The sequence below is a fragment of the Kineococcus siccus genome, assembly GCF_009906795.1.
Classification (GTDB): Bacteria; Actinomycetota; Actinomycetes; order Actinomycetales; family Kineococcaceae; genus Kineococcus; species Kineococcus siccus.
Map to the genome: position 1 here is coordinate 1 of NZ_JAAALN010000037.1, position 24174 is coordinate 24174.

At 74.2% G+C, this 24174-nt stretch carries 28 protein-coding genes, 1 pseudogene and 1 other annotated feature; of the genes and pseudogenes, 17 read left to right on the plus strand and 12 right to left on the minus strand.

Going from position 1 to position 24174, the window contains the following annotated elements; translation table 11 throughout:
• From GTR02_RS06655 to GTR02_RS06670, 4 genes are all read left to right on the plus strand, one after another.
• Positions 1-1185: sensor histidine kinase (locus GTR02_RS06655; protein WP_166606699.1), on the plus strand; the 1185-nt coding region annotated here is incomplete at its 5' end.
• Positions 1182-1868 (plus strand): response regulator, encoded by a 687-nt coding sequence (locus GTR02_RS06660; RefSeq protein WP_338073631.1) that lies wholly within the window; start codon positions 1182-1184, stop codon positions 1866-1868. The genes GTR02_RS06655 and GTR02_RS06660, both read left to right, overlap by 4 nt.
• 69 nt (positions 1869-1937) lie before the next feature.
• Positions 1938-3173: a VWA domain-containing protein gene (locus GTR02_RS06665; protein WP_166606700.1), complete on the plus strand. Its 1236-nt coding sequence runs from the start codon at positions 1938-1940 to the stop codon at positions 3171-3173.
• 253 nt (positions 3174-3426) lie between these two features.
• Entirely contained in the window at positions 3427-3939 is a 513-nt protein-coding gene (locus tag GTR02_RS06670) for a cell wall-binding repeat-containing protein (RefSeq protein ID WP_166606701.1), read from the plus strand.
• 33 nt (positions 3940-3972) lie between these two features.
• Here GTR02_RS06670 and GTR02_RS06675 read toward each other — a convergent pair whose 3' ends face one another.
• The 4 genes from GTR02_RS06675 to GTR02_RS06690 all read right to left on the minus strand — a co-directional run bounded on the left by GTR02_RS06675 (position 3973) and on the right by GTR02_RS06690 (position 7451).
• The gene (locus GTR02_RS06675) at positions 3973-4461 is read right to left on the minus strand and encodes a MarR family transcriptional regulator (RefSeq protein WP_166606702.1); all 489 of its coding nucleotides are present in this window, start codon (positions 4459-4461) and stop codon (positions 3973-3975) included.
• Positions 4454-5563: an LLM class flavin-dependent oxidoreductase gene (locus GTR02_RS06680; protein ID WP_166606703.1), complete on the minus strand. Its 1110-nt coding sequence runs from the start codon at positions 5561-5563 to the stop codon at positions 4454-4456. Before GTR02_RS06680 ends, GTR02_RS06675 begins: the two co-directional genes overlap by 8 nt.
• Positions 5564-5668: 105 nt before the next feature.
• The gene (locus GTR02_RS06685) at positions 5669-7159 is read right to left on the minus strand and encodes an amino acid permease (protein ID WP_166606722.1); all 1491 of its coding nucleotides are present in this window, start codon (positions 7157-7159) and stop codon (positions 5669-5671) included.
• A gap of 67 nt (positions 7160-7226) precedes the next feature.
• Positions 7227-7451 carry a DUF5703 family protein gene (locus tag GTR02_RS06690; protein ID WP_166606704.1) on the minus strand — a complete coding sequence of 75 codons (225 nt, stop codon included), beginning with the start codon at positions 7449-7451 and terminating at the stop codon, positions 7227-7229.
• 38 nt (positions 7452-7489) lie between these two features.
• Here GTR02_RS06690 and GTR02_RS06695 point away from each other — a divergent pair, with 38 nt between their 5' ends.
• Both GTR02_RS06695 and GTR02_RS06700 read left to right on the plus strand, forming a co-directional pair.
• Positions 7490-7816, plus strand: a complete 327-nt coding sequence (locus GTR02_RS06695) for a primosomal protein (RefSeq protein WP_166606705.1) — start codon at positions 7490-7492, stop codon at positions 7814-7816.
• Positions 7817-8028: 212 nt separating this feature from the next.
• On the plus strand, positions 8029-8871 hold the full coding sequence (locus tag GTR02_RS06700; RefSeq protein ID WP_166606723.1) for an undecaprenyl-diphosphate phosphatase: 843 nt from the start codon (positions 8029-8031) through the stop codon (positions 8869-8871).
• Positions 8872-8908: 37 nt separating this feature from the next.
• Here the strand turns inward: GTR02_RS06700 and corA are convergent, their stop codons facing one another.
• Positions 8909-9880: a magnesium/cobalt transporter CorA gene (gene corA / locus GTR02_RS06705; protein WP_166606706.1), complete on the minus strand. Its 972-nt coding sequence runs from the start codon at positions 9878-9880 to the stop codon at positions 8909-8911.
• Positions 9881-9959: 79 nt separating this feature from the next.
• Between corA and GTR02_RS06710 the strand changes: the two genes are divergently transcribed.
• From GTR02_RS06710 to mshC, 4 genes are all read left to right on the plus strand, one after another.
• The gene (locus GTR02_RS06710) at positions 9960-10694 is read left to right on the plus strand and encodes an MSMEG_4193 family putative phosphomutase (protein ID WP_166606707.1); all 735 of its coding nucleotides are present in this window, start codon (positions 9960-9962) and stop codon (positions 10692-10694) included.
• A 75-nt stretch (positions 10695-10769) separates the two neighbouring features.
• The gene (locus tag GTR02_RS06715) at positions 10770-11321 is read left to right on the plus strand and encodes a DUF3090 domain-containing protein (RefSeq protein WP_166606708.1); all 552 of its coding nucleotides are present in this window, start codon (positions 10770-10772) and stop codon (positions 11319-11321) included.
• Between the two features lie 17 nt (positions 11322-11338).
• Positions 11339-12214, plus strand: a complete 876-nt coding sequence (locus GTR02_RS06720; RefSeq protein WP_166606724.1) for an SCO1664 family protein — start codon at positions 11339-11341, stop codon at positions 12212-12214.
• 50 nt (positions 12215-12264) lie between these two features.
• The gene (gene mshC / locus GTR02_RS06725) at positions 12265-13551 is read left to right on the plus strand and encodes a cysteine--1-D-myo-inosityl 2-amino-2-deoxy-alpha-D-glucopyranoside ligase (RefSeq protein ID WP_338073632.1); all 1287 of its coding nucleotides are present in this window, start codon (positions 12265-12267) and stop codon (positions 13549-13551) included.
• Positions 13552-13749: 198 nt separating this feature from the next.
• Here mshC and GTR02_RS06730 read toward each other — a convergent pair whose 3' ends face one another.
• The 5 genes from GTR02_RS06730 to GTR02_RS06750 all read right to left on the minus strand — a co-directional run bounded on the left by GTR02_RS06730 (position 13750) and on the right by GTR02_RS06750 (position 17294).
• Complete coding sequence (locus tag GTR02_RS06730) at positions 13750-14514, minus strand: AIM24 family protein (protein WP_166606709.1); 765 nt, start codon at positions 14512-14514, stop codon at positions 13750-13752.
• Entirely contained in the window at positions 14511-15179 is a 669-nt protein-coding gene (locus GTR02_RS06735; protein ID WP_166606710.1) for an AIM24 family protein, read from the minus strand. Before GTR02_RS06735 ends, GTR02_RS06730 begins: the two co-directional genes overlap by 4 nt.
• Positions 15179-15811, minus strand: coding sequence for an AIM24 family protein (locus tag GTR02_RS06740; RefSeq protein WP_166606711.1), 633 nt, complete (start codon positions 15809-15811; stop codon positions 15179-15181). Before GTR02_RS06740 ends, GTR02_RS06735 begins: the two co-directional genes overlap by 1 nt.
• A gap of 110 nt (positions 15812-15921) precedes the next feature.
• Complete coding sequence (locus tag GTR02_RS06745; RefSeq protein ID WP_166606712.1) at positions 15922-16317, minus strand: DUF805 domain-containing protein; 396 nt, start codon at positions 16315-16317, stop codon at positions 15922-15924.
• A 116-nt stretch (positions 16318-16433) separates the two neighbouring features.
• Complete coding sequence (locus tag GTR02_RS06750; RefSeq protein WP_166606713.1) at positions 16434-17294, minus strand: PAC2 family protein; 861 nt, start codon at positions 17292-17294, stop codon at positions 16434-16436.
• A gap of 25 nt (positions 17295-17319) precedes the next feature.
• Here GTR02_RS06750 and GTR02_RS06755 point away from each other — a divergent pair, with 25 nt between their 5' ends.
• The gene (locus GTR02_RS06755; protein WP_166606714.1) at positions 17320-18048 is read left to right on the plus strand and encodes an HAD family hydrolase; all 729 of its coding nucleotides are present in this window, start codon (positions 17320-17322) and stop codon (positions 18046-18048) included.
• Positions 18049-18097: 49 nt separating this feature from the next.
• Here GTR02_RS06755 and GTR02_RS06760 read toward each other — a convergent pair whose 3' ends face one another.
• Positions 18098-18955, minus strand: coding sequence for a RecB family exonuclease (locus tag GTR02_RS06760; protein ID WP_166606715.1), 858 nt, complete (start codon positions 18953-18955; stop codon positions 18098-18100).
• A 293-nt stretch (positions 18956-19248) separates the two neighbouring features.
• Between GTR02_RS06760 and GTR02_RS06765 the strand changes: the two genes are divergently transcribed.
• From GTR02_RS06765 to GTR02_RS06785, 5 genes are all read left to right on the plus strand, one after another.
• Positions 19249-20196: a LysR family transcriptional regulator gene (locus GTR02_RS06765; RefSeq protein ID WP_205708770.1), complete on the plus strand. Its 948-nt coding sequence runs from the start codon at positions 19249-19251 to the stop codon at positions 20194-20196.
• Between the two features lie 143 nt (positions 20197-20339).
• Positions 20340-21203, plus strand: coding sequence for a DODA-type extradiol aromatic ring-opening family dioxygenase (locus GTR02_RS06770; RefSeq protein ID WP_166606716.1), 864 nt, complete (start codon positions 20340-20342; stop codon positions 21201-21203).
• A complete protein-coding gene (locus GTR02_RS06775) occupies positions 21200-21487 on the plus strand; it encodes a hypothetical protein (protein WP_166606717.1) in 288 nt (95 codons plus the stop codon). Before GTR02_RS06770 ends, GTR02_RS06775 begins: the two co-directional genes overlap by 4 nt.
• 10 nt (positions 21488-21497) lie before the next feature.
• Positions 21498-22538, plus strand: a complete 1041-nt coding sequence (locus GTR02_RS06780; RefSeq protein WP_166606718.1) for a fumarylacetoacetate hydrolase family protein — start codon at positions 21498-21500, stop codon at positions 22536-22538.
• On the plus strand, positions 22535-23548 hold the full coding sequence (locus GTR02_RS06785; RefSeq protein ID WP_166606719.1) for an amidohydrolase family protein: 1014 nt from the start codon (positions 22535-22537) through the stop codon (positions 23546-23548). The genes GTR02_RS06780 and GTR02_RS06785 overlap by 4 nt, the downstream gene beginning before the upstream one ends.
• 140 nt (positions 23549-23688) lie before the next feature.
• On the opposite strand, the gene GTR02_RS06790 is transcribed toward GTR02_RS06785, so the two are convergent.
• A complete protein-coding gene (locus GTR02_RS06790) occupies positions 23689-23904 on the minus strand; it encodes a hypothetical protein (protein WP_166606720.1) in 216 nt (71 codons plus the stop codon).
• Positions 23905-24027: 123 nt separating this feature from the next.
• Positions 24028-24143, plus strand: a sequence feature (AL1L pseudoknot).
• Here GTR02_RS06790 and GTR02_RS22850 point away from each other — a divergent pair.
• A pseudogene (locus tag GTR02_RS22850) lies at positions 24039-24174 on the plus strand (IS3 family transposase); the annotation flags it as partial. Its footprint overlaps the feature before it by 105 nt.

The following is a 24174-nucleotide window of genomic DNA, read 5'->3' on the forward strand; positions in this document are numbered from 1 at the left end:
GGTTCCGTCCGCCAGGACGTGCCGGGCGCCGTCGGGCTGGCCGTCGTCGGCGCCGCGCTCGTGGCGCTCGGGGTGACGAACAGCTACACCGACGTGCCCGATCCGGCGCCCGCCGGGTCGCCCTGGTTCCTGCTGCCCCTCGCGGTGGTGTGCGGCGCGGCCCTCCTGACGCGCCGCCGCCCGCTCACCGCCGTCGTCCTCGCGATCGCGGCGCTCGCGGGCGACGCCGTGCTGGGCGGCTCCATCGGCACCGTGGTGGCCTTCGCCCACGTCCTCAACCGCGCGCACACGGGCACGACGCCGCGCGGCCGCACCCTCGTCGAGTCCGGCGCCTTCCTCCTCGTCGTGGCCGGCGGGGCCGCCGTCGGCATCGCCGGGGCCGGGGCGGGTGCCGTCGTCGGCACGGTGCTCTCCGGCGCGGCCGTCCTGCTCATCCCCGTGTGGTGGTCGCGCGACGTGCTCCGCGAGAGCGCCCTGGCGCAGGCGGCGACGGAGCGCGCCGCGCTGCAGGCGGCGCAGGTGGTGCGCGACGAGCGGGTCGCGATGGCGCGGGACCTGCACGACACCGTCGCCGGGCACCTGTCCGCGATCGCCCTGCAGTCCGAGGCGGCGCTCGTCGCGGCGCGGGCGCAGGGCGGGGACACGGCCGTGCTCGAGGGCATCCGGGCGGCCAGCGTGGCGTCGCTGCGCGAGATGGGCACGATGATCCACCTCATGCGCTCGGGACGTCCCGCCGATCCCGCCGTCGTCGCCCCGGGCCTGGCCGCGGTGGGCGAGACCGTGCACCTGGCCCGCGCCGGGGGGCTGGACCTGCGCGTCGCGGTCGACGACGACCTCGGCGAGGTGGCCCCCGTGACCGGGCAGGCCGTGCACCGCGTGCTGCAGGAGGCCCTGACCAACGCCCGCAAGCACGCGGGGGCGGGCCCGGTGAGCGTGGCGCTCGCCCGCGACGGCGACGACGTCGTGCTCGACGTCGCCTCCCCGGCGCCGCCCGCCCCGCGGGGGCCCGCGGCCGGTGAGGCCGCGCCCGGGGCCGCCGCGGTCGTGACCGGGCACGGCCTGCTGACGATGCGCGAGCGCGCCGAGGCGCTCGGGGGTCGCTTCCGCGCCGGCCCGGACGAGGGGCAGCGCTGGTGCGTGCACGTGCGCGTGCCCGCCCGGCCCGCCGCCGGGGGGTCCGCGTGAACGGTGCGGCGCAGGTGCAGGCGCCGCGGGACGGCGTGGTCCGCGTCGTGCTCGCCGACGACCACGCGGCCGTGCGCGCCGGGCTGCGCTCGCTGCTGCAGGCGCGGGGCGACGTCGTCGTGGTGGGGGAGGCCGCGGACGGCGCGTCGGCGGTCGCCCAGTGCCGGGCCCTGCGCCCCGACGTCGTGGTGATGGACCTGCGCATGCCCGGCACCGACGGCATCGCCGCCACCCGCGCCGTGGTCCAGGACGCCTCGGCGCAGGTGCTCGTGCTCACGACGTTCGACGTCGACGACCTGGTGCTGGGCGCCCTGCGCGCCGGCGCCGCCGGCTACCTGCTCAAGACGGCCGGGGCGGACGAGCTCGTCGCGGCCGTCCGCACCGTCGCGGCGGGCGAGGGCGTCGTCACGCCGGAGGTGACCCGCACCCTGCTGACGGCGTTCGCGACGACCCCGGAACCGCGGCGGCCCGCGCCGGTCGACCTCTCGGAGCTCACGGCGCGCGAGGTGGACGTCCTGCGCTGCCTCGCCGAGGGTGCCTCCAACGCGGAGATCGCCGCGCGGCTGGTCATCTCCCCGCTCACCGCGAAGACCCACGTCAGCCGCGTCCTCGCCAAGCTGGGGGTCGCCTCGCGCGTGCAGGCCGCGTTCGTCGCGCGCGACGCGGGCCTGACCGCGCCGTGAGCCGGTGGTGCCGCGGCGCGCCGTGCAGGACGACGGTGCAGCAGGACGACGGTGCGGTAGGACGGGAGCATGGTTGCCCTCCCCGACGGTGCGAACGCCCCCCTGCTCGGCCGCACGCCGAGCGTCACGCTGACGGGGCCCGTCGACGTGACGGCTCTCGTCGTCAGCGCCGACGGCCGCGTCGCCTCCGACGCCGACATGGTGTTCTTCAACCAGCCGACCGGCGCCGGGGTCCGCCTGGAGGGCCGCACCCTGCACCTCGACCTCGACGCGCTGCGGCCCGGCGCGGACCGCGTCGTGGTCGTGGCCGGCCCCGAGCAGGAGGGCCGCACGTTCGCCGGCCTGGCGGTGTCCCTGACGCTGCGCCACGGCGGGGAGGACCTCGAGGTCACGCCCGGCCGGCTGAGCAGCCAGACGGTCGCGGTCATCGCCGAGCTCTACCGGCGCGGGGACGGCTGGAAGCTGCGGGCCGTCGGCCAGGGCTACGACGACGGCCTGGCCGGGCTGGCCACCGACTTCGGCGTCGACGTCGACCCCGCGCCCGCCCAGGAGAGCGAGCCCGCGCCGGTCCCGTCGGGGGTGTCGTTCACGAAGGGCGAGGACCGGCTGCCGCCTGCGATGCGCACGGCGCTGAACCTGCGCAAGGAGCAGGTGGCGCGCGTGCTGACCGAGCAGCGCGCCGTGGGGCTGCGGTGCCGGGTCGTGCTCGTCCTCGACGTCTCCGGCAGCACGGGCGGGCTCTACCGCAAGGGGGTCGTCGCCCGCGCGGTCGAGCGGGTGGCGCCCGTCGCCGCGCAGGTCGACGACGGCGCCGAGATGCAGGCGTGGGCCATGGGGGCCGAGGCCCGCCGCCTGGACGACCTCACCATCGCCACGCTGCCGCAGTGGATCGAGCGGTACGCCGCGGCCCGCTACAAGGACGCGGGGGGCTGGAACAACGAGGCCGCGACGGTGGAGGACGTGGCCCGCTACGTCCGCGCGGAACCCCTCGACATCCCCACCCTCGTGCTGTTCTTCCACGACGGCGGGGTGACCGACGACAAGGGCACGGAGCGGGCGCTGCGGGCCGTGGAGGACGAGCCGGTCTTCTGGCAGTTCATCGGGCTGGGACGCAGCAACTACGGCGTCCTGCAGCGCCTGGACACCCTGACGGGCCGCCGCCACGACAACACGGGGTTCTTCGCCCTCGACGACATCGACCAGGTCCCCGACCCCGAGCTGTACGAGCGGATCCTCGCGGAGTTCCCGGCGTGGATGCGCAGCTACTACCCCGCAGGCCACCCCGCGGTCGCCGGGCTGCGCTGAGCGGCCGCCCCGCCCTGTTCGCCGTCGCCGTCGCCGTCACCGGTCCGGGAGCGCCGAGCGGCCCCACCGACCCGTCACGCAGCGTCTCGGCGCCTCGACGGAGAGTGCGAAGGACAGGGGACATCGGGTGGTCCCCGTCCCCCGACCGGTCCAGGGCCGCGCGGAAACCCGCGGAACCGCCCGGGGCCGCGGTGATCCTCGTCGTGACCGACGGTGATCTCCCGTCGGCTTCCCCGGTCCGGAGGACACCCCCATGCGCACCACCACCACCGCCGCGCTCGTCGCCACCGTCCTGCTGGGCGCCGGTCTCGTCACGGCGGGCAGCGCCGCGGCCGACGACACCCCCGCGTCGTCGACGTCGTCGACCACCGAGCCGACCACGTCGTCCCCGCGGTACGAGACCTCGGGGCGGGCCGAGCTGCGCTCGAGCGTCACCGCCCGGGGCAACGTGCGCCTGGACGGGGCGGACCGGTACGCGACGGCCGTGGAGATCTCCCGCGCGACGTGGGGCGACGACGGCGCGATCGAGGTCGTGCTGGCCTCCGGGACGGCGTTCCCCGACGCCCTCGCCTGGGGATCGGCCGGCTACGGCGCCGGCCCGCTGCTGCTCACCGAGCGCGACCGCCTGCCCGAGGTGACGCGGACCGAGCTCGAGCGCCTGCGGCCCTGCTTCGTCGTGGTGCTGGGGGGCCCGTCGGCCGTCTCCGACGCGGTGTTCCACGAGGCCGAGCGGTACGCCGACCCGAGCGCCTGCCTGGACCTCTGAGCGGTCGGGAACCGGTCGTCCGGGGGCTCGAGGTCAGGGCGCCTGGTCGGTCGCCGAGGCCGTGGCCCGGTCCAGCGCCGCGCGGGCCAGCCGCGTGAGGTCGGCCAGCTCCCCGGCCTCCATCTCGCCCAGGTGCCGCGCGATGCTCGCGGCGTGCCGGCCCCCGATGCGGCGCTGCCGGGCGGCGCCCTCGTCGGTCAGCGCGACGAGCACGCCGCGGCGGTCGCCCGGGTCGGGTTCGCGCGCGAGCAGGCCGTGCCGCTCGAGGCGGTCCACGAGCCGGCTGAGCGAGGGCTGGGGGAGGTAGACCTCCTCGCTGAGGGTGCCCAGCCGGGCGCGGCCGCCGGGGCGGCGCGACAGGGTGTGCAGCACGTCGTACTCGCGGACGCCGAGGTCCTCCCAGACGTCGTCGGCGGCGAGCCGGCGCAGCAGGGTCGCCTGCAGCCGGAAGACGGCCTCCCAGGCGTCGACCGCGGCCCGGGTGCGTCCCGGGCCGCGGTCGACGGCGTCCTCGTCAGACACCGACGCTCTCGCCGGCCGCGAGGGCCGCGTCGCGGGCGGCGACGCGCGTGGCGTGGGTCGGCGGGTCGCTCGGCACGTGCGCGGGGCGCCGCGCCTCGAACTCCTTGCGCAGCACGGGCACGACCTCCCCGCCCAGCAGGTCCAGCTGCTCCAGCACCGTCTTCAGCGGCAGACCGGCGTGGTCGAGCAGGAAGAGCTGGCGCTGGTAGTCGCCGAAGAACTCCTGGAAGGTCAGGGTCTTCTCGACGACCTCGGCGGGGCTGCCGACGGTGAGCGGCGTCTGCGCGGTGAACTCCTCCAGCGACGGCCCGTGCCCGTAGACGGGGGCGTCGTCGAAGTAGGGCCGAAACTCCCGCACGGCGTCCTGCGAGTTCGGCCGCATGAAGACCTGCCCACCGAGCCCGACGATCGCCTGCTCCGGTGCGCCGTGGCCGTAGTGGGCGTAGCGCTGGCGGTACAGGTCGATCAGCCGGATGTAGTGCTCCTTCGGCCAGAAGATGTTGTTGGCGAAGTAGCCGTCGCCGAAGTACGCGGCGATCTCCGCGACCTGCGGCGTGCGGATCGACCCGTGCCAGACGAAGGGGGCGACGCCGTCCAGCGGGCGCGGGGTGGACGTGAAGCCGTGCAGGGGGGTGCGGAACTCGCCCTCGAAGTCGACGACCTCCTCGTCCCAGAGCCGGCGCAGCAACTGGTAGTTCTCCACGGTCAGCTCGACGCTGCGCCGCGGGTCCTTGCCGAACCAGTCGTAGACGGGGCCGGTGTTGCCGCGGCCCAGCATGAGGTCGGTGCGCCCGTCGGAGAGGTGCTGCAGCATCGCGAAGTCCTCCGCGATGCGCACCGGGTCGTTGGTCGTGATGTGGGTGATCGAGGTCGACAGCGTCAGCCGGGTGGTCCGCGCCGCGATCCAGGCGAGCATGGTCGTGACGGCCGACGGCACGAACGGGTGGTCGTGGTGCTCGCCGACGGCGAAGACGTCGAGCCCGACCTCCTCGGCGTGCTGGGCGATCGTGGTCAGCGCCTTGATCCGCTCGGCGCCGGTGGGCGTGCGCCCCGTCGTCGGGTCGGGGGTGATGTCCCCGACGCTGAAGATCCCGATCTGCATGACCACTCCTCGTCGCAAGTCCATGCGTTTGCATGTACCTGGCCCAACGGGGCACCCCTCGGGCTTGTTCCCCGGTGCCCCTGCGCCCGCCCCCGGGCTGGCGGCTCAGGAGGACGAGGAGCCGGCGTCCTCGCGCGCGGGCCTGGCCAGCCGGGACGTGCGGTAGCCGTAGGCCAGGTACACGACGAGGCCGATGCCCATCCAGATGCCGAGGCGCACCCAGCTCTGCCCGGGCAGGAAGCCCATGAGGACGAACGCGGCGACCGCGGAGATGATCGGCAGCACGGGCACGAGGGGCATCCGGAAGGCGCGCGGCAGGTCCGGCCGCGTGCGGCGCAGCACGATCACGCCGATCGAGACGAGCACGAAGGCGAAGAGGGTCCCGATGTTGACCATCTCGGCGAGGTCGCTGATCGGGGTGAAGGCCGCGACCACCGCGACGACGGCTCCGGTGATGGCCGTGATGCGGACCGGGACGCCCGTGCGGTCGTCGACCAGGGAGAACCAGCCGGGGATCAGGCGGTCGCGCGACATCGCGAAGAGCACCCGGTTCTGGCCGAGCATGAGGATCATCATGACCGTCAGCAGCCCGACGACCGTGCCCACGCTGATGAGGGTGGCGACCAGGTCCGCGCCCACGTCGCGGAAGGCGGCGGCCAGCGGGGCCTCCACGCTGATGCGGTCGTACTTCACCATCCCCGTGATGACCAGGGACACGACCACGTAGAGGCCCGTGCAGATGGCGAGCGAGCCGAAGATGCCGCGCGGCATGTCCCGCTGCGGGTTCTTCGTCTCCTCCGCGGCCGTCGCGACGATGTCGAAGCCGATGAAGGCGAAGAACACGAGCGCGGCGGCCGTGAGGATGCCGCCGACGCCGAAGGTGCCCAGCGGCAGGCCCAGGTCCTGCCACAGCGCCGGGTCGGCCGGCTCGCTGGACGCGCTGGGGGCGCCCGTCGGCGGGACGAACGGGGAGTAGTTGGAGGCCTTGACGTGGAAGAGGCCCGCGACGATGACGATCGCCACGACGAGCAGCTTGATGCCGACGATCACGGCGTTGACCCGCGCCGACGCCTTGGTGCCCACGCACAGGACGAGGGTGAGCACCACGATCACGCCCGCGGCGATGAGGTTGGGCGACGTGAGGCTCGGGCTGCTCGAGTACATCCAGGCCGGCAGCTGCAGGCCCATCGTCTGGCTCAGCAGGTCCGCCGCGTAGCTGGACCAGCCGACCGCCACCGTCGCGGCGCCCAGGGCCAGCTCGAGGACGAGGTCCCACCCGATGATCCAGGCGACGACCTCGCCCAGGCTGGCGTAGGAGAACGTGTAGGCGGACCCGGCGACCGGCACCGTCGAGGCGAACTCGGCGTAGCACAGCGCCGCGAGGGCGCACACGAGGCCGGACACGACGAAGGAGATCGCCACGGCCGGCCCGGCGCGCGTGCCCGCCGCCTCACCCGTGAGGACGAAGATGCCGGTGCCGATGATGACGCCGACGCCGAAGACGGTGAGGTCCCAGGCGCCCAGCGACTTCTTCAGCCGGTGCCCGGGTTCGTCCGTCGTCGCGATGGCGTCCTCGACGCTCTTGGTCCGGAACATGCCCACGGCAGGACCTCCACCTCGCAGGGCGGCCGCCGCTGCGACGGTCGTCGTGAAGGTAGCGACCTCAGCTCGTGCGGGCGACCCGGATGATGCGCCGGCGCAGCCACACCCTGCGGTGACCGCCGAGGTACAGCCGGACCCGGGCCAGCTCCCAGTGGCCGTACTCGGCGTGCTCGGTGAGCAGGCGCCGCGCCTCGGAGCGCGAGGTCTCGCGGGGCAGCGTCAGGACGCGGTACTCGTACTGCTCGGGCGGCGACGAGCGGGGCCCGGACGAGGTGTCGGCAACCATCGCACCCATTGTGACCCCGCTCCGCTACGGTCGTGCCCATGACCCCGGATCCGCGTGCCGCCCTCGCGCGCCTCGTCGCGGCGCTCGAGGGCCACCTCGACGTGGCCGCCAACCGCCGGGGCGAGGCCGACCCCGCGGTGGCGGCCGCCTACCAGCGCGTCGCGGAGGCCTTCGAGGTCTACGACGACTCCCTGTACTCCGCCTACGACGAGGTCACGCCGCTCGTCCTGTACGACGACGTCGAGGACGACCGCGACGACGACGAGGACGACGACGCGGAGGACGAGGACGACGACGCGGAGGACGATGACGACGACGCGGACGACGACGTCGTGCCCGGCGCCCCCGCCGACTCCCGCCGCTGAGCGCCCCGGCCCCCGCCGGGTGTGGAGGTCCGGTGACCGTGGTCGGGGCCTGTCGTGGCCGCCCCCGGCGGTGCCGTGGTGCGGCCCGGCGCACCCGCTAGTGTCCGCGCCGTGCTCACTGCTCGCTCTCGTGCGGCGACCCTGCGCTGTGCCGCAGCCTCGACCGTCCTGACCCTCCCGACCGCCGCCCCCGCGGGGTGCGCCCGGTGAGCATGGGCGTGGGTGAGGCCCTCCTCCTCGGGCTCGTGCAGGGCCTGACGGAGTTCCTCCCGATCTCCTCCAGCGCCCACCTGGCGATCGTCGGCACCCTCATCGGCGCCGACGACCCCGGGGCCGCGTTCACCGCGATCATCCAGCTCGGCACCGAGGCCGCCGTCGTCCTGTTCTTCCGCAAGGACATCGCCCGCATCGTCAGCCACTGGGTGCGCTCGCTCACGGGTGCGCTCCCGCGCGACGACCCGGACGCGCGGATGGGCTGGCTCGTCATCGCCGGCACCATCCCCATCGGCGTCCTGGGCCTGCTCTTCCAGGACCAGATCGAGAGCACGCTGCGCGGGTTCCTCGTCATCGGGACCACGCTGTGGCTGTTCGCGCTGATCCTCGGTTGGGCCGACCGCCGCGGCCGCAAGGAGCGCACGCTGGACCGGCTGACCTGGAAGCACGGTCTCCTGTTCGGCGCAGCGCAGTCGCTGGCCCTCATCCCCGGCGTCTCCCGCTCCGGCGGCACCATCACCATGGGGCTGCTGCTGGGCTACACCCGCGAGGCCGCGACCCGCTTCTCGTTCCTGCTGGCCGTCCCGGCCGTCCTGCTCTCCGGCTTCTACCAGCTCTACGACGAGCTGACCAACGGCACCGCCGTGCCTTGGGGACCCACGATCGTCGCCACCGTCGTGTCCTTCGTCGTCGGCTACGTCGTCATCGCCTGGCTGATGCGCTACATCTCCACGCACAGCTACACGCCCTTCGTCGTGTACCGCCTCGTCCTCGCCGTCGTGGTCTACGGGCTCGTGCTGGCCGGGGCGCTGCCCGCCCTGACGACGGGCGCCTTCGGCTGAGGGCCGCCCGGCGCGGCCCGGCCCGCGCCGGGACCCCTCAGAGCCAGCCGGACCGCTTGAACGAGCGGTGGATGAGCACGCACACCCCGAGCATCAGCGCGAGGCTGCCGGGGTAGCCGAAGCGCCACGACAGCTCCGGCATGTGCTGGAAGTTCATGCCGTACACGCCCGCGATGAGCGTCGGGACCGCGAAGATCGCCGCCCACGCCGAGATCTTGCGCATGTCCTCGTTCTGCCGCACGGACACCTGCGCCAGGTGGGCGCTGAGGATGTCCGTGAGCGACCGGTCGTAGCCCTCCACGTGCTCCACCGTGCGCACCAGGTGGTCCAGCACGTCGCGCAGCACGAACAGCGCCTGGTCCTCGGGGTCGCTGCCGTCGCGGTCCACGAGCTGCTCCAGCGGGGTCACGAGCGGCGCCGCGGCCCGGTGCACCTCCAGCACCTCCCGCTTCAGCGCGTAGATGCGCTGCGCGTCCGAGGACCGCTCGGGGGAGAACACCTGCTCCTCCACCTCCGCGACGTCCTGGTCCAGCTCACCGTCGATCGCGACGTACCCGTCCACCACGTGGTCCAGCACCGCGTGCAGCACGGCCCGCGGCCCGTGCCGCAGCCGGTGCTGCTCGCGCTGCAGCAGCTGCCGCACCGGCGTCAGCGACCCCACCTCGCCGCGGCGCACCGTCACGACGAAGCGCTCGCCGACGAATAGCATGATCTCGCCCGTCTCCACGCTCGCGCGGTCCTCGTGGTACTCCAGCACCTTCAGCACCACGAACACCGAGTCGCCGTAGCGCTCGACCTTCGGGCGCTGGTGGCCCACGACCGCGTCCTCCACGGCGAGCCGGTGCAGCCCCAGCTGCTCGCTGACGCCCGCGAACTCCTCCGCCGTCGGGTCCTTCAGCCCCAGCCACAGGAAGCCGTGGTCGTGCTCCCGGCACCGCGCCAGGGCCGCACCGATGTCGGAGACCTCCTCGCGGTGCCCCTCCGCGTACGTCGCCACGTCCACGATCACCCGGCCATCCTCCCCCTCCCACCTGGGTGCGCCCGGGGCGCCGACCGCGCGGTGGACGCTCCCGACCTAGGCTGCGCGGGTGCCGACCCTCCTGCTCGTCCGCCACGGCCGCAGCACCGCCAACACCGCCGGCGTGCTCGCCGGCTGGACCCCCGACGTCCACCTCGACGACCGCGGTCGCGAGCAGGCCGCCGCCCTGGCCGCCCGCCTCGCGCCCGTCCCCCTCGCCGCCGTCGTCGCCTCCCCGCTGGAACGCTGCCAGGAGACCGCGGCCGCCCTGCTGGCCGTCGACGGCCCCACCGGCCCCCGCCCCGCGCTGGGCACCGACGACCGGCTCGGCGAGGCGCACTACGGCGACTGGACCGGCAAGGAGATCAAGACCCTCGTCAAGCACCCGCTCTGGAACACCGTCCAGGTGCACCCCTCCGCGGCCGTCTTCCCCGGCCCCCAGGGCGAGGGCCTGGCCGCCATGCAGGCCCGCGCCGTCGGCGCCGTCCGCGAGCACGACGCCCGCGTGGCCGCCGAGCACGGCGACGACGCCGTCTGGGTCGCCGTCACCCACGGCGACATCATCAAGGCCGTCCTCGCCGACGCGCTCGGCCTGCACCTGGACCTCTTCCAGCGCATCACGGCCGACCCCTGCTCCGTCTCGGCCGTCCGCTACGCCCCCCTGCGGCCCTTCGTGGTGCGGATGAACGACTGCGGCGGCGACCTGACCCCGTTCGCGCCCGCCCCGAAGAAGTCGACCCGCCGCCGCCGCTCCAGCGCCCCCGCGTCCTCCGACGCGGTCGTCGGCGGGAGCACCGGCACGTGAGCCGCCCCACGGTCCCCGGCGCCTCCTCCTGCGCCTCCTCCTGCGCCTCGCGCGGCGCGGCGTAGGGTCCTGCTCATGCCGGTCCACGACTACGACCCGCCCGAACGCTTCGTGGCGGGCACCGTCGGCGAACCCGGATCCCGCACCTTCTTCCTGCAGGCGCGCTCGGGTGGACGCCTGACCTCCGTCGCCCTCGAGAAGGCCCAGGTCTCGGCGCTCGCCGAGCGGGTGGGGGAGCTGCTCGACGAGATCGTCCGGCGCTCGGGCGGTCAGGCCCCGGTCCCCGCGCTCGCCGCAGCCGGGACCGAGGACACCGCCCCGCTGGAGGTGCCGATCGAGGAGGAGTTCCGCGTCGGCACCATGAGCCTGGCCTGGGACGGTGAGCGCGACGTCGTCGTCATCGAGTGCTTCGAGGTCGACGACGGCGACACCGACCCGGAGCTGCCGACGGAGCCCGACCCGGCCCGCGGCGTCCTGCGCGTGAGCCTCGACGGGCCGAGCGCCCGGGCGTTCACGCAGCGGGCCCTGAGCCTGGTCGCCGCGGGACGCCCGCCCTGCCCGTTCTGCACCGGCCCGCTCGACGCGTCCGGCCACATCTGCCCGCGCGCGAACGGCTACCGGCGCTGAACGGCGGGTTCGCCGGGCTGACCGAGGCGGAGGCGCTCGACCGCCTCGCCACGGGGGAGCTCGTGATCCGCGGCCGCCTGGCCGACGCCTCGAACGCGACGCTGTACGCCGTCGCCGCGGGGGAGTGGGGCGAGGTCGCGTGCGTCTACAAGCCGGTCTCGGGGGAGCGGCCGCTGTGGGACTTCCCCGACGACACCCTCGCGCGCCGCGAGGTGTCCTCCTACGCGGTCTCGGCCGCGACGGGCTGGGACGTCGTGCCCCCCACCGTCTTCCGCGACGGGCCCCTCGGCCCGGGCAGCGTGCAGCTGTGGCTGGCGCGCGAACCCGCGCGCGACGACGACCCCGAGGCGGGGGTGGACGCGGCGGAGGAGGCGGCGGCGGCCGAGGACGTCGAGGAGGTCGTCCTGCCCGAGCCGGGGGCGGGGCTCATCGACATCTGCAGCGTCCGGCGCGTGCCGCCGGGCTGGCTGACCGTGCTGACGGCCGAGGACGGCCGCGGGCGGCCCGTGGCCCTCGTGCACGCCGACGACCTCCGGCTGCGCCGGATGGCCGTCCTGGACGTGGTGCTGAACAACGCCGACCGCAAGGGCGGGCACGTCCTGCCCGGGTGGGGCGGGGCCGTGCACGGCGTCGACCACGGCCTGACGTTCCACGGCGAGCCCAAGTTGCGGACCGTGCTGTGGGGCTTCGGCGGGACCCGCCTGCTCGCGCAGGAGCGCGAGGTCCTCGCCCGCCTGGCGCAGGACCTCGGCGACCGGCTGGGCGAGGTCCTCACCGACCTGCTGAGCGTCGAGGAGGTCGTGGCGACGCTGGAGCGCGTCGAGCGGCTGCTCGCCGCCGACCGGCTGCCCCGCGCGCGCGGCGGCAACCCGATCCCGTGGCCGCCGTTCTGAGCCGCTCGCCCGCCGTCGGGGCCCGCGGGGCGCGCGGGTAGGTTGCCGGGGTGCGTTCCTGGCCCGCCCCCGACCCCGCGACCCTGCCGGGAGGAGGCACCCTCCCCGGCCGGGGGCGGCAGGTCCACCTGCACGACACGGCGTCCGGCGGGCTCGTGCCCACGGGCCGCGCGGACGGCACCGGGCCGGTCACGCTGTACGTCTGCGGCATCACGCCGTACGACGCGACCCACCTGGGGCACGCCAACACCTACGTCGCCTTCGACCTGCTGGGGCGCGCGTGGCGGGACGCGGGGCACGACGTGACGTACGTGCAGAACGTCACCGACGTCGACGACCCGCTGCTCGAGCGGGCGACCGCCACGGGCGTCGACTGGCGCGACCTGGCCGCCTCGCAGGTCGAGCTGTTCCGCGGGGACATGCAGGCGCTGTCCGTGGTGCCGCCGCAGCAGTACCTCGGCGTCGTCGAGGCCGTCGACCTCGTGGCGCAGTCGGTCCGGGACCTGCTGGACGCCGGAGCGGCCTACCGGGTCCCCGGCGCCGGCGGGGCCCCGGACGGCGACGTGTACTTCCGCGTGGACGCCGACCCGGGCTTCGGCGCGGTCTCCGGCTTCGACGCCGCGACGATGCGGGCGCTGTCCGCCGAGCGCGGCGGGGACCCGGACCGCCCCGGCAAGCACGACCCGCTCGACCCGCTGCTGTGGCGCGTGGAGCGCCCGGGCGAGCCGTCGTGGGACGGCGGCGTCCTGGGCCGTGGGCGCCCCGGCTGGCACATCGAGTGCACCGCGATCGCGCTGCAGCACCTGGGCATGCCGATCGACGTGCAGGCCGGCGGCAGCGACCTCGTCTTCCCGCACCACGAGATGGGCGCGTCGCACGCGCACGTCCTGCGCCCGCAGGACGGCTCCTTCGCCCGGGTCTACGCCCACTCGGGGATGGTGTCGCTCGGCGGGGAGAAGATGAGCAAGTCCCTCGGCAACCTCGTCCTCGTCTCGAAGCTCGTGGCGGCGGGGGAGGACCCGGCCACCGTGCGCCTCGCGATCGTCGCGCACCACTGGCGCAGCGACTGGGAGTGGGACGACGCCGTCCTCACCGCGGCGCGCGAGCGCTTCGTGCGCTGGAGCCGCGCGGTCGCGCTGCCGTCGGGCCCGCCCGCGGGGGAGCTCCTGGACGGGGTCCGCGAGCGGATCGCCGACGACCTCGACGCCCCGGGCGCCGTGACCCTGGTCGACGCCTGGGTCGAGGCGCAGCTCACGGGCGGGGGAGCGGACGCCGGCGCCCCGGACCTGGTGCGGCGCACGGTGTCCGCGCTGCTGGGTGTGGTCCTGCCCGCCTGAGCCGCGTCCGGGGTGCTGATCGCCGGCGGTCCTGACCCTCGCCACCGTCGTGCACCGTGATTCTTCGTATACTATAGCCGACTCCGAGTTCCCGTCACCTCTGCTCGTTCCCGCCGCTCCGCAACACCGCCCGGACAAGGGGCGGCCGCGACCGGTCCTCCGCGACCGGGCGCTGCGCCCGGTCGCGGAGGGGAGGGGTCACTGCCGGTGCTGCTGGAGCTGGGCGTTGACCACGCCCTGCAGGTGCGTCAGCTGGTTCACCCCGAGGGAGCGGACCTCACCCTCGAGGCGCCGCACGACGTGCGGGTCCTCCAGCATCCGCTCCGACGACTGCAGCAGCACGGTGCCGGCGCCGGTGAAGTCGTACTGCCGCTCCTCGCCCGAGCGGGTGCCCAGCACGGCGCCGCGCGCGGCCCCGAGGAAGTGGCCCATCCAGCCGGCGTCGAAGTGCTGCGCCGGTGCAGGGCAGTCGGCCCAGCCGACGAGGGCCTCCGGGTCCACCCGCACGGGGGGTTCCACGAAGATGACCGGGCCGGAGGAGGAGGCCAGGAACTTCCCCGTGCCGAGCAGGGTCAGGAACCCCGGGATGATCGACTCCTTGAGCTCCAGACCGGCGTCGAAGGCCAGCAGGTTCGCCGCGCGGACCGTGAGGTTCCCGTCGTCGAGGTCGTAGGAATTGATGTCGTACCCGCGGTCGCCCAGGATCACGTGGCCCTGGCCGTTCGCCACGACCCAGTCCCGGCTGTACAGCGGGGAGGAGAAGTGCGAGGCGACCATGGAGCTCATGGACGTGGCCGTCAGCGGTTCGAAGCGGATCGTGCCGCCGCCGCTGGGGTAGTAGGCGATCATCCGCCCCGTCTGCATGAACAGCGGGCCGGTGAGCCGCACGCAGTAGGCGTAGGCGTTGTCCGGCAGGTTGTCGTGGTCGGGCAGGGTCTGCGGGTCCAGCGGCTGGGTGCTCACAGCTTCTCCTCCGACGCCTGGACGTACACGGTGCCCTGGCCGGACACCTTCAGCTGCACCGCTTCCCCGGACCCGCGCCCGACCGCGTCGCGCCAGCCGACGGACGCGCTGACGTCGACCCGGAGGTTGCCGGTGTGCGCGACGTAGGCCTGCGGGTCGACGACGACCTGGCGGGAACCCCCGACCTGCAGGGCGAACGTCCCGCCGTGGGAGAGCAGGGCCACGGAACCCCGGCCGGACAGCTGAGTGGTGAACAGCCCCTGGCCGGTGACGGCGCCGCGCACGGCGCCCCGCAGCCCGCCCTGCTGGCCGAGGAACACCACGGACGACGACATCGACGCGTCGTGGGCGAGGAGGCGGTCCGCCTCCACCGACATCGGCTCGCTGCCGTCGAGCTCGACCACGGTGACGTGGTGGCCGCGGAAGCCGTAGTGCACGGTCCCGGAACCCTCCGCCACCATCAGCGGGACGGCCTCGCCCTGCATCGCGCGCCCCAGGGCCGAGGCGATGCCGCCGCCGTACCCACCGCCGCCGGGTCCGGCCGAGACGGGGGAGAAGCGGACCTGCCCGGTGGTCGCGAGCATCGCCCCGCGCCGGGCGAGGACCTCGGCGCCGGGACGCACCTCGGCGAGCACGACCTTGGAGGTGACCTTCGTGAAGCCCATCAGCGCTCCTCGGGCTGGATGTAGACGACGCCGTCGCCCTCGAAGCGCAGGGAGAACGCCTCGCCGGAGCTCTCGCCGATGAGGTTGCGCCACGAGACGTCGGTGACGAAGGACTGCTGCAGCCGGCCCACGGACCCGATGTAGGAGTCGGGGTCGACGACCAGCGGGGTGGCGGGGGAGACCCGCAGGGCGATCGGCGGGCCACCCAGGGAGATCAGCGCGACCTGCCCGTGGCCGGTCACCGTCGTGGTGAACAGCCCCTGCCCGCTGGAGGCGCCCTGCAGCCCCGTGAAGGTCACGTCGGTGCGCAGGGAGTCCGACAGGGCCAGCAGCCCCTCGGACTCGGCCTTGAGCACATCCCCCGCGAGGTCGAGCACCAGGACGTACCCGGCCCCGACCGCGAAGTGGACGGTGCCGCGGCCAGTCACCTCCATGAGGTTCAGCGACTCCCCGGTGACGCGCTGCTTCAGCGCCGCCCGGAGACCACCGCCGCCGCCCATGCCCGCGTTCTTGAAGCTGACGTCGCCCTCGTAGGCGACCATCGACCCGGTCGCAGCGCGCACGGCGCTGCCCTTGCTGCCATCGAGGTCCACGACCAGGACCCTCGGTGACTCCAGACGCCAGCCGGCCATCGCTCGCCGTCCCCCGCTCCGTGCTCGTCTCGTCGGACCCGGCGATCATGCCGGGCGCGGCCCCCGTCGTGCCAGGCCCTCCGCCGGGTGTCGCCGTCGGGACCAGCCGGTCAGGACCAGCGGGGCGCGCCGGGCAGCGCCGGCTTCGGCGAGGCCCCGAAGCGGTTCGCGCCCGGCGTGGAGTCCTGGCACTGCCAGACGATCAGGATGATCGCGCCCACGAGGGGGATCAGCGCCAGCAGCGCCAGCGCCCCGGAGCGGTCGGTGTCGTGCAGCCGTCGCCACGTGACCGCGAGGCTGGGGACCAGCAGCGCGAGGGAGACGACGAGCCCCACGACACCCGTCCCACCGCCCAGGTCGCTGCCGATCGCGGCATCGATCACGGTGGCCACGATCGACACGAGGACGCTGAAGAGGGTGAAGAACCAGAACTCCGACCGACGGGCGCGCCCGGAGAAGGTGGCGTACTGGCTGAGGACGGAACGAACCGCCTGCATGAAGTTCACGGTGTGACCCCCCGGTCGAAGCGTGCGGGAGCCTCCCGACACGCTGAGTCACCCTGACAGCTCTCAGGTCCTGCGGGCGCCAGGACGCGCGGACTCACCCGGTCGGGGGATCCGCCTCAGGCGCGCCGCGGCGGGTCGTCGCGCCGGCGCAGGTAGCGCTCGAACTCCCGCGCGATGGCCTCGCCGCTGGCCTCGGGCAGCTCCGCGGTGTCCTTGGCCTCCTCCAGCTGGGCCACGTACTCGGCGATCTCGGAGTCCTCGCTGGCGAGCTCGTCCACCCCGTGCTCCCAGGCGCGGGCCTGCTCGGGCAGCTCCTCGAGGGGGATGGACACGTCGAGCAGCTCCTCGACGCGGTGCAGCAGAGCGAGCGTGCCCTTGGGCGACGGCGGCTGCCCGACGTAGTGCGGCACGGCGGCCCACAGCGACATCGACGGGATCCCCGCGTTCGCGACCGCGTCCTGCACGACGCCGACGATGCCCGTCGGCCCCTCGTAGCGCGAGGACTCCAGCGCCAGCTGCTCGGCCAGCTCCGCGTCCTCGCTCGAGCTCGTGACCGGCAGGGGCCGCGTGTGCGGGACGTCCGCGAGCAGCGCGCCGAGGGTGAGGACCAGGCTCGCGCCCGCCTTCTCCGCCTGCTCGACGACCTCGCGGGCGTAGGAGCGCCAGCGCATCGACGGCTCGATCCCGCGCACCAGGAGCACGTCGCGGGAGGCCTCGGGCAGCCGGGCGTAGCTGATGCGGGTCGTCGGCCAGGTCAGCTGGCGGCGGCCGTCGTCGTCGTAGTGCACGGTCGGGCGGTTGACCTGGAAGTCGTGGTACTCCTCCGGGTCGAACTCGTAGAGGTCCTGCGCCCCCCACACCTCGTGCAGGTGGGCCACGGCCTGGCTCGCGGCCTCGCCCGCGTCGTTCCAGCCCTCGAACGCAGCCAGCACGACGGGGTTGCGCAAGGTGACCGGGACGGCAGGCTTCTCTGGCACCCGGCAAGCCTAGACTCCACGCTCGATGCCGACCTCCGCCGCGCCCACCGCCCTCGCGCCCTCGGGGCGCCCGCTGCCGCCCGCGGTCCTGTGGGACATGGACGGGACGGTCGTGGACACCGAGCCGCACTGGATCGCCGCCGAGAAGGCCCTGCTCGCGGGCCACGGGGCGAGCTGGACGCACGAGCAGGCCCTGCAGCTCGTCGGCAGCGCCCTGCCCGACACCGGCCGCGCCCTCGCGGCCCACCTCGCCGCCGAGACCGGGGTCGTGCTGGCGCCGGAGGACATCGTCGAGCACCTGCTGCAGGCCGTCATCGCGCAGCTCGCCGCGGGGGTCGTGTGGCGGCCCGGGGCGCTGGAGCTGCTGCGCTCGCTCGCCGCGGCGAGCGTGCCGTGCGCCCTGGTGACCATGTCCTACCGCTCGCTCGCCGACGCCGTCGCGCGCCTGCTGCCGGGCAGCTTCGCGGTCGTCGTCGCGGGCGACGAGGTGCTGCGCGGCAAGCCCGCCCCCGACCCCTACCTGGCGGCCGCCGCGCACCTCGGCGTGGACCCGGCCGCGTGCGTGGCGATCGAGGACTCCCCGACGGGGGTGGCGTCGGCCGAGGCCGCGGGCTGCCGGGTCATCGCGTGCCCCCACATGGTGCCCATCCCCGCCGCGGCGGGCCGCACGCGCGTGGCCTCGCTCGCGACCGTGGACCTCGACGTACTCGCCGCCGTCGGCGCGGGGGAGCCCGTGGACGAGCTCGCCGCCTGACGCGTCCGCCCCGACGTCAGCACCCTTCCCGTCGCACCCCCGCGGCGCGTCAGGGAACGTCCTCGACCGGGAGCGGGGGAGGCTCGCCGCCGAAGGCGGGGCACAGGGCGCGGTGGTCGCACCAGGAGCACAGCCGGCCGGGGCTGGGCCGCCAGTCGCCGGTGTCGCGGGCCAGCTCGATGGCCGCCCACAGCGCGCGGACCTTCCGCTCCGTCGCGAGCAGGTCGGCCTCGTCGGGGCTGTAGCGCAGCACGTCGCCGGAGCCGAGGTAGACCAGCTGCAGGAGCCGAGGCACCACGCCGCGGGAGCGCCAGAGGACCAGCGCGTAGAACTTCATCTGGAACAGCGCGGACGCCTCGAACAGCTCCGACGGCGCGCGGCCGGTCTTGTAGTCCACGACGCGCAGCTCACCGCCCGCCGCGACGTCGAGGCGGTCGACGATCCCGCGCAGCAGCAGACCGTCGGCCAGCGGCACCTCGACGCGCAGCTCGCGGCCCGCGGGCTCCAGGCGCGTCGGGTCCTCCAGCTCGAAGTAGCGGTCGAGCAGCACCTCGGCGCTGCGCAGCCACCGGGCGAGGGCGTCGGCCGGGGTCTCCGCGTCCGCGAACAGCTCCTGCATCCGGGGTTCGCGCTCGAGCAGCTCCTCCCACTGCGGCCCGAGCAGGGCCCGCGCGGCCTGCGGCGTCCGCTCCGCGGCGGGCAGGTCGAAGAGCCGCTCCAGCACGGCGTGCACGACCGTGCCGCGCGCGGCGGCGGGCGACGGCGACTCGGGCAGCCGGTCGATCGTGCGGAAGCGGTACAGCAGCGGGCAGCGCATGAAGTCGGCCGCCCGGGAGGGGGACAGGCCCCGGGGGCGCCGCACCTCGGGCGCCGGCAGCGGCACGGGGGCGGGTGGCGACGGGAGCATGGCGGGGACTGTAGGCGCGAGGTCCGACACGGCCGGTGTCGTCCCTCACCTGATCCGTCGCAAGCTCATGACGCCTGTCATGGTCCACACGCACGGATGTACGCCGTCGAGCGGGCCCGGGCGCGGTCCGGTCTGGTGCAGCCGTCGAGAGCGCTCCGCAACGCGGTCGCGCCGGCTCGGGAGTCGCGGCGGCGCCCTCCCGTCGAGGGGTGCCCCCGTCGCGACGCGGTCCGGCGGCAGGCATCCTCGACCGGGGCCACCGGCCCCGCTCACGCTCTCACCGGAGGTACCCCGTGGACCGGCGCCCGCAGCCGACGAGGAACACGCTCGGCAGCCAGGACCTGCTGCAGCTGCCCGTCCTGCGCGCCCTGCTGCGCGAGCGGAGCGTCACCCGCGCGGGCCAGGCCCTCGGGCTGACCCAGCCCGCCGTGAGCCGCGCCCTGGCCCGGCTGCGCCGGCGCTTCGGGGACGAGCTCCTCGTCCGCACGGGGAAGGACTACCACCTCACCCCGCTGGCGCAGAGCCTGCTCGAGCGGGTCGACGACGCGGTCGCGGCGGTGGAGTCGGTGTTCGCCGCTGACTTCGACCCCGCGAGCAGCGAGCGGGAGTTCACCATCGCCGTGTCGGACTACGCGATCGCGATGCTCGGGCGTCCGCTGCTCGACCTCCTGCACGCCGAGGCGCCCGGGGTGCGGCTCGTCCTGCAGCAGTTGAGCACCGCGACGGCCGACTTCGAGGAGGTCGTGCGCCGCTGCGACGGGGCGGTGCTGCCGCCGGGCTTCGTGCGCGGGCACCCCAGCGCGAGGCTGATCACCGACCGCTGGGTGTGCATCGCGGGAGCGGCCGCGGACGTCGGGGACGCCCCGACGCCTGACGACCTGGCCCGGTTGCCGTGGGTGGCCTCCTTCGGGATGACCCTGTTCCGGGCCACGCCGCCCGTCCGGCAGTTGCGGGGCCTCGGCATCGACCCGCAGGTGGACGTGGTCGTCGAGGGGGGGTTCGCGGCCGTGCCGGACCTCGTGGCCCACAGCCACCGGATCGCGGTCGTCCCGGCCCGGCTCGCGGCCCGCTACGCCGACCTGCCGGGACTGCGCGTCCTGGACTGCCCGATACCGCGCAACGACCACGTGCTCTCCCTGTACTGGGACGCCTCGGCCACCGACGACCCCGGGCACCGGTGGTTCCGTGAGGTGCTCGGTCGCGCTGCCGGCGCGACGGGCGGCGAGCCTCGACCGGCGTGAACGCCTCGTACCGAGCCGTGCATGCGTGAACGGCATGGTCGGCATGCCTGCTCGGGGTCTTGCCCGGCGGTTCGCGCCACGGCACGGTGGGGGCGGAGCCGGCTGGTTCCGATGGCACGGCGAAACCTGAGGAGGGAACCGCGATGGCGTCCGTGGTCGAGGTGATGTGCGTCCCCCACGATCCGACGCTGCCGGGCGTCGCCGCACGTCGGACCGACGCCCCGGCGCCGATGCAGCAGACCATCGCGCAGTTCGCCGGTTTCCGCGCCCGCCTCGCGGCCGCCCGCCCGGACGTCCTCGTCGTGGTGTCCGGCGACCACTTCAACCAGTGGTTCTACGACAACATGCCGACGTTCCTCATCGGCAAGGCGGCGCGCGCCCGCGGCCCGTTCGTCCACGAGCAAGAGCTGTTCGGCATCACCCCCTACGACGTCGCCCTGCAGGGTGACGTGGCGCGTCACCTGCTCTACCAGGGTTTCGCCCGCGGCATCGACTTCTCCTACAGCGACGACTTCCTCATGGACCACGGGTTCACCGTTCCCCTGATGTTCCTGCGCCCCGAGCAGGACCTGCCCGTCGTCCCGCTGTTCACCAACGTCATGGCGCCCCCCGTGGCGACCTCGCGACGCTTCTACGACCTGGGGGCGGCCGTGCGGGAGATGGTCGAGGCGTACCCGGCCGACCTGCGGGTGGCGATCATCGCCAGTGGGCACCTGTCGAACTCGATCGGCGGCCCCGCGATGATGAGGTTCACCCGCGAGCCGGCGTCGCCGTGGGACCGCCGCGTCTGGCAGCAGATCACCACGGGTGACGTCGACACCTTGCTCGCCGAGAGCACCTACGAGAACCTGACGGCGCAGGGCAACGGCACCAACGGGTTCCTCGACTACCTGTTCGCCCTCGGCGCGGTGGGCGGCGAGCTGCCCGCGCAGGCGCAACTGATCACCAGTCCCCACGGCCCACCGACCGGGTTCCTCGCGTGGGGTGCGGGGGTGGGCACGGCATGAGCAAGTACACGCTCAACCGGGTGCTCTGGGAGGGCGCCGCGAAGCCGGAACTGGCGCGGGGGATCGTCGAGGACCCGGACACCGCGCTGGCGACGCGGGACCTCAGCGACGCCGAGCGGGCAGCGCTCGGCGCTGCAGACGTCCGGGCCCTCTTCGAGATGGGTGTCCACCCCTTCTTGCTCTACAACTTCGCGCTCCGCCTGGCCGGGCGGTTCAGCATGGAGTTCGTGCACGAGTACCTGGCGCAGCTGGAAGGTCTCGAACTGCGGGACCTGCGAACGTGAGGACACACCGATGACGACGAACGTGCCGGACGCCCCGGACGAGCGCACGGGCCTGCGCCGCGACACCTTCGCGCTCGCGACCTACAGCGAGGCCGGTCGTCCGTTCCCCGCTCTGGTCGGCTCCGACGGGACCGTGACCGACCTGTCCGACCGGTTCCGCGACCTGCACGAGGTCTTCGACGGCTGGTCGGTCAACTTCGCCGTCCTCGGCGACCTGTGGGCGTCCTCGGGTCGCGCCATCCGGCCGCTGGCGGGTTTGCGCCCGTTGCCGCCCCTGGCCCACCCGAACCTGCTGGGAGCGGGGGCGAACTACAAGTCGCACTCCGCCCAGATGCTGACGAAGAACGAGTTCAACCAGCACAACCGGTTCGACGGCGAGAGCGACGAGGACTTCTACCAGCGCAACTACGCGCTCATGGAACGGCGTTCGCGCGAGGGCACTCCGTTCTTCTGGACCGGGTTGCACTCCTCGCTGGCCGGCGCGAACGACGACGTCGTCCTGCCGTTGCTGGGCGACGAACCCGACTGGGAGCTCGAGCTCGGCGTGGTCATCGGCCGGACCGGCCGGTACGTCACCCCCGAGGAGGCGCCGGACCTCATCGCTGGCTACACGATCGTCAACGACCTCGGCACGGTGGACCTGTTCCGCCGCACCGACATCCCGTGGGGCTACGACTGGGTCAGCAAGCACCAGCCCACCTTCAAGGTGGCGGGGCCCTTCGTCGTCCCCGCACAGTTCTTCAGGCTGGACGACAGCACACGCACCACGCTTGCGGTCAACGGGCGGACCATGCAGGACTGGCCCACCAACGACATGATCTTCGACCCGGCCGCGTTCGTCACCTACGCGTCCGAGCGCGTGAACCTCGTGCCGGGAGACATCATCTTCCTGGGGTCGCCACCCGGCAACGGCAAGCACCACGGCCGCTTCCTGCGTCACGGGGACGTGATCGACGCGGAGATCACGCACCTGGGTCGCCAGCGCAACCGCTGCGTCGCGGAGCAGTCCCACGGGCGGTCTCCGCACTTCGGTGCGTGGACGAACACGTGACCCGACCGCTCCCCGGACCGGCGATCGACGTCCACGCGCACCTGGCGGTGCCCGCTGCGGACGCCCTCCTGCAGGGTCACCCCGGCCTCGACGCCCAGCGAGCGCTCGACGCCGCCGCGCTGGGTGCCGCCTCGCTGGAGGTCAACCGTGAACAGCTCGCCCGGTTGGGACCACAACTGCTCGACCTGGACCTGCGGCTGGCCGCGATGGACGCCGCCGGGGTCGACGTGCAGGCGGTCGCGCCGGTGCCGCTGCCGCACTCCTGGGCCGACCGCGACCTGGCGACCAGGTTCGTCGAGCTGACGAACGAGGGGGTCCTCGCGTTCTGCGCTCGCCGGCCGGACCGGCTGGTACCGGTGGCGACAGTCTCGCTGCAGCACCCCGACCTGGCGGTGCGGCAACTGCTGACAGCTGCCGGAGGCGGCGCACGCGGCGTCCAGGTGCCGACCGCCGCTGCCCCTGGCCGAGAACTCGACGACCCTTCGCTCGGACCGTTCTGGGCGGCCGCCGCCGAGCTCGGCGTCGCCGTGCTCGTCCACCCGTGGGGCTGCACGCTCGGAGAGCGACTGGGGGCGTACTACCTGTTCAACACGGTCGGCAACCCCACCGAGACGGCGCTCGCGCTGTCGCGGCTGCTGTTCAGCGGGGTGCTGGAGCGCTACCCGGCGCTGAAGCTGTGGTCGGCGCACGGCGGCGGCTACCTGCCCGCCTACGTGGTGCGCGCAGACCACGCCTGGGCCACCCGGCCCGACGCCCGCACGACGTCCGAGCCGCCGTCCGCCCTGCTGCGACGCACCTACGTCGACTCCCTCGTCTACACGCCGCAGCAGTTGCGGCACCTGGTGGCGGTCATGGGGGCGGGCGCGGTGACGCTCGGCAGCGACTACCCCTTCGACATGGGCGTCGAGGACCCGGTGGCCCGGCTCGAGGCCGCCGGTCTCGACCCGCTCACGACGGAGGCGGTGCGCAGCACCAATGCCGCCCGCCTGCTCAGCCTCCCCACCGGGTGATCCCGCGTCGGACGTCCGCCGCAGGAGTCGTCGTCCGAGCGGGTGCGGGGGTGGCGTGCGCGCGGCGAACGCCAGACTCGGCACGCGGGAGCGGCGGCCGCTGACGCACCTGCGTGCTTCCGGTGACGTGCCCGCCGGCGTCAGGGCGAACCGTGCGCAGCCCGCCCCGTGAGCTGACCGCCGTCGCGCACCAGGCCGGCGATGACGGCGAAGCTCTCGGCTAGTCCGACGTCTGCCGGAGCGCGCAGCCACTGCATCTGCAACCCGTCCATCGCGGCCAGGACCACGTCGACTGTCAAGGCCCGCGTTTGATGGAGGCCTGCGATCGACGCCTCCGAGAGGATGATGGTCTCCATCGCTGCACCGAGGAAGTATCCCGACGAGCTGCGTGAGCGGGCGATCAGGATGGCCGTCGATGCCCGCCGGGACCCGACCGGGCGGGCAGGCGCGATCAAGCGGGTCGCGGGCCAGCTCGGGATCGATCCTGTGACGCTGCGGGGCTCGACCGCCCACACCGCTGATCGTCGACTTCATCGATCAGAACAAGGACGACCTCGGAGTCGAGCCGGTCTGTGAGCAGTTGCAGATCGCCCCGAGCACCTACTACGCCGCGAAGTCCCGGCCAC

Excerpts from the sequence above, each read along its gene's own strand:
- GTR02_RS06700 (WP_166606723.1), top strand. The coding sequence starts at position 8,029 with ATGGGCGTGGGTGAGGCCCTCCTCCTCGGGCTCGTGCAGGGCCTGACG.
- GTR02_RS06740 (WP_166606711.1), bottom strand. The coding sequence starts at position 15,811 with ATGGCCGGCTGGCGTCTGGAGTCACCGAGGGTCCTGGTCGTGGACCTC.
- GTR02_RS06670 (WP_166606701.1), top strand. The coding sequence starts at position 3,427 with ATGCGCACCACCACCACCGCCGCGCTCGTCGCCACCGTCCTGCTGGGC.
- GTR02_RS06780 (WP_166606718.1), top strand. The coding sequence starts at position 21,498 with ATGACGACGAACGTGCCGGACGCCCCGGACGAGCGCACGGGCCTGCGC.
- GTR02_RS06775 (WP_166606717.1), top strand. The coding sequence starts at position 21,200 with ATGAGCAAGTACACGCTCAACCGGGTGCTCTGGGAGGGCGCCGCGAAG.
- GTR02_RS06790 (WP_166606720.1), bottom strand. The coding sequence starts at position 23,904 with ATGGAGACCATCATCCTCTCGGAGGCGTCGATCGCAGGCCTCCATCAA.
- GTR02_RS06770 (WP_166606716.1), top strand. The coding sequence starts at position 20,340 with ATGGCGTCCGTGGTCGAGGTGATGTGCGTCCCCCACGATCCGACGCTG.
- GTR02_RS06690 (WP_166606704.1), bottom strand. The coding sequence starts at position 7,451 with ATGGTTGCCGACACCTCGTCCGGGCCCCGCTCGTCGCCGCCCGAGCAG.
- GTR02_RS06680 (WP_166606703.1), bottom strand. The coding sequence starts at position 5,563 with ATGCAGATCGGGATCTTCAGCGTCGGGGACATCACCCCCGACCCGACG.
- GTR02_RS06735 (WP_166606710.1), bottom strand. The coding sequence starts at position 15,179 with ATGGGCTTCACGAAGGTCACCTCCAAGGTCGTGCTCGCCGAGGTGCGT.
- GTR02_RS06695 (WP_166606705.1), top strand. The coding sequence starts at position 7,490 with ATGACCCCGGATCCGCGTGCCGCCCTCGCGCGCCTCGTCGCGGCGCTC.
- GTR02_RS06755 (WP_166606714.1), top strand. The coding sequence starts at position 17,320 with ATGCCGACCTCCGCCGCGCCCACCGCCCTCGCGCCCTCGGGGCGCCCG.
- GTR02_RS06715 (WP_166606708.1), top strand. The coding sequence starts at position 10,770 with ATGCCGGTCCACGACTACGACCCGCCCGAACGCTTCGTGGCGGGCACC.
- GTR02_RS06665 (WP_166606700.1), top strand. The coding sequence starts at position 1,938 with ATGGTTGCCCTCCCCGACGGTGCGAACGCCCCCCTGCTCGGCCGCACG.
- GTR02_RS06685 (WP_166606722.1), bottom strand. The coding sequence starts at position 7,159 with ATGTTCCGGACCAAGAGCGTCGAGGACGCCATCGCGACGACGGACGAA.
- GTR02_RS06760 (WP_166606715.1), bottom strand. The coding sequence starts at position 18,955 with ATGCTCCCGTCGCCACCCGCCCCCGTGCCGCTGCCGGCGCCCGAGGTG.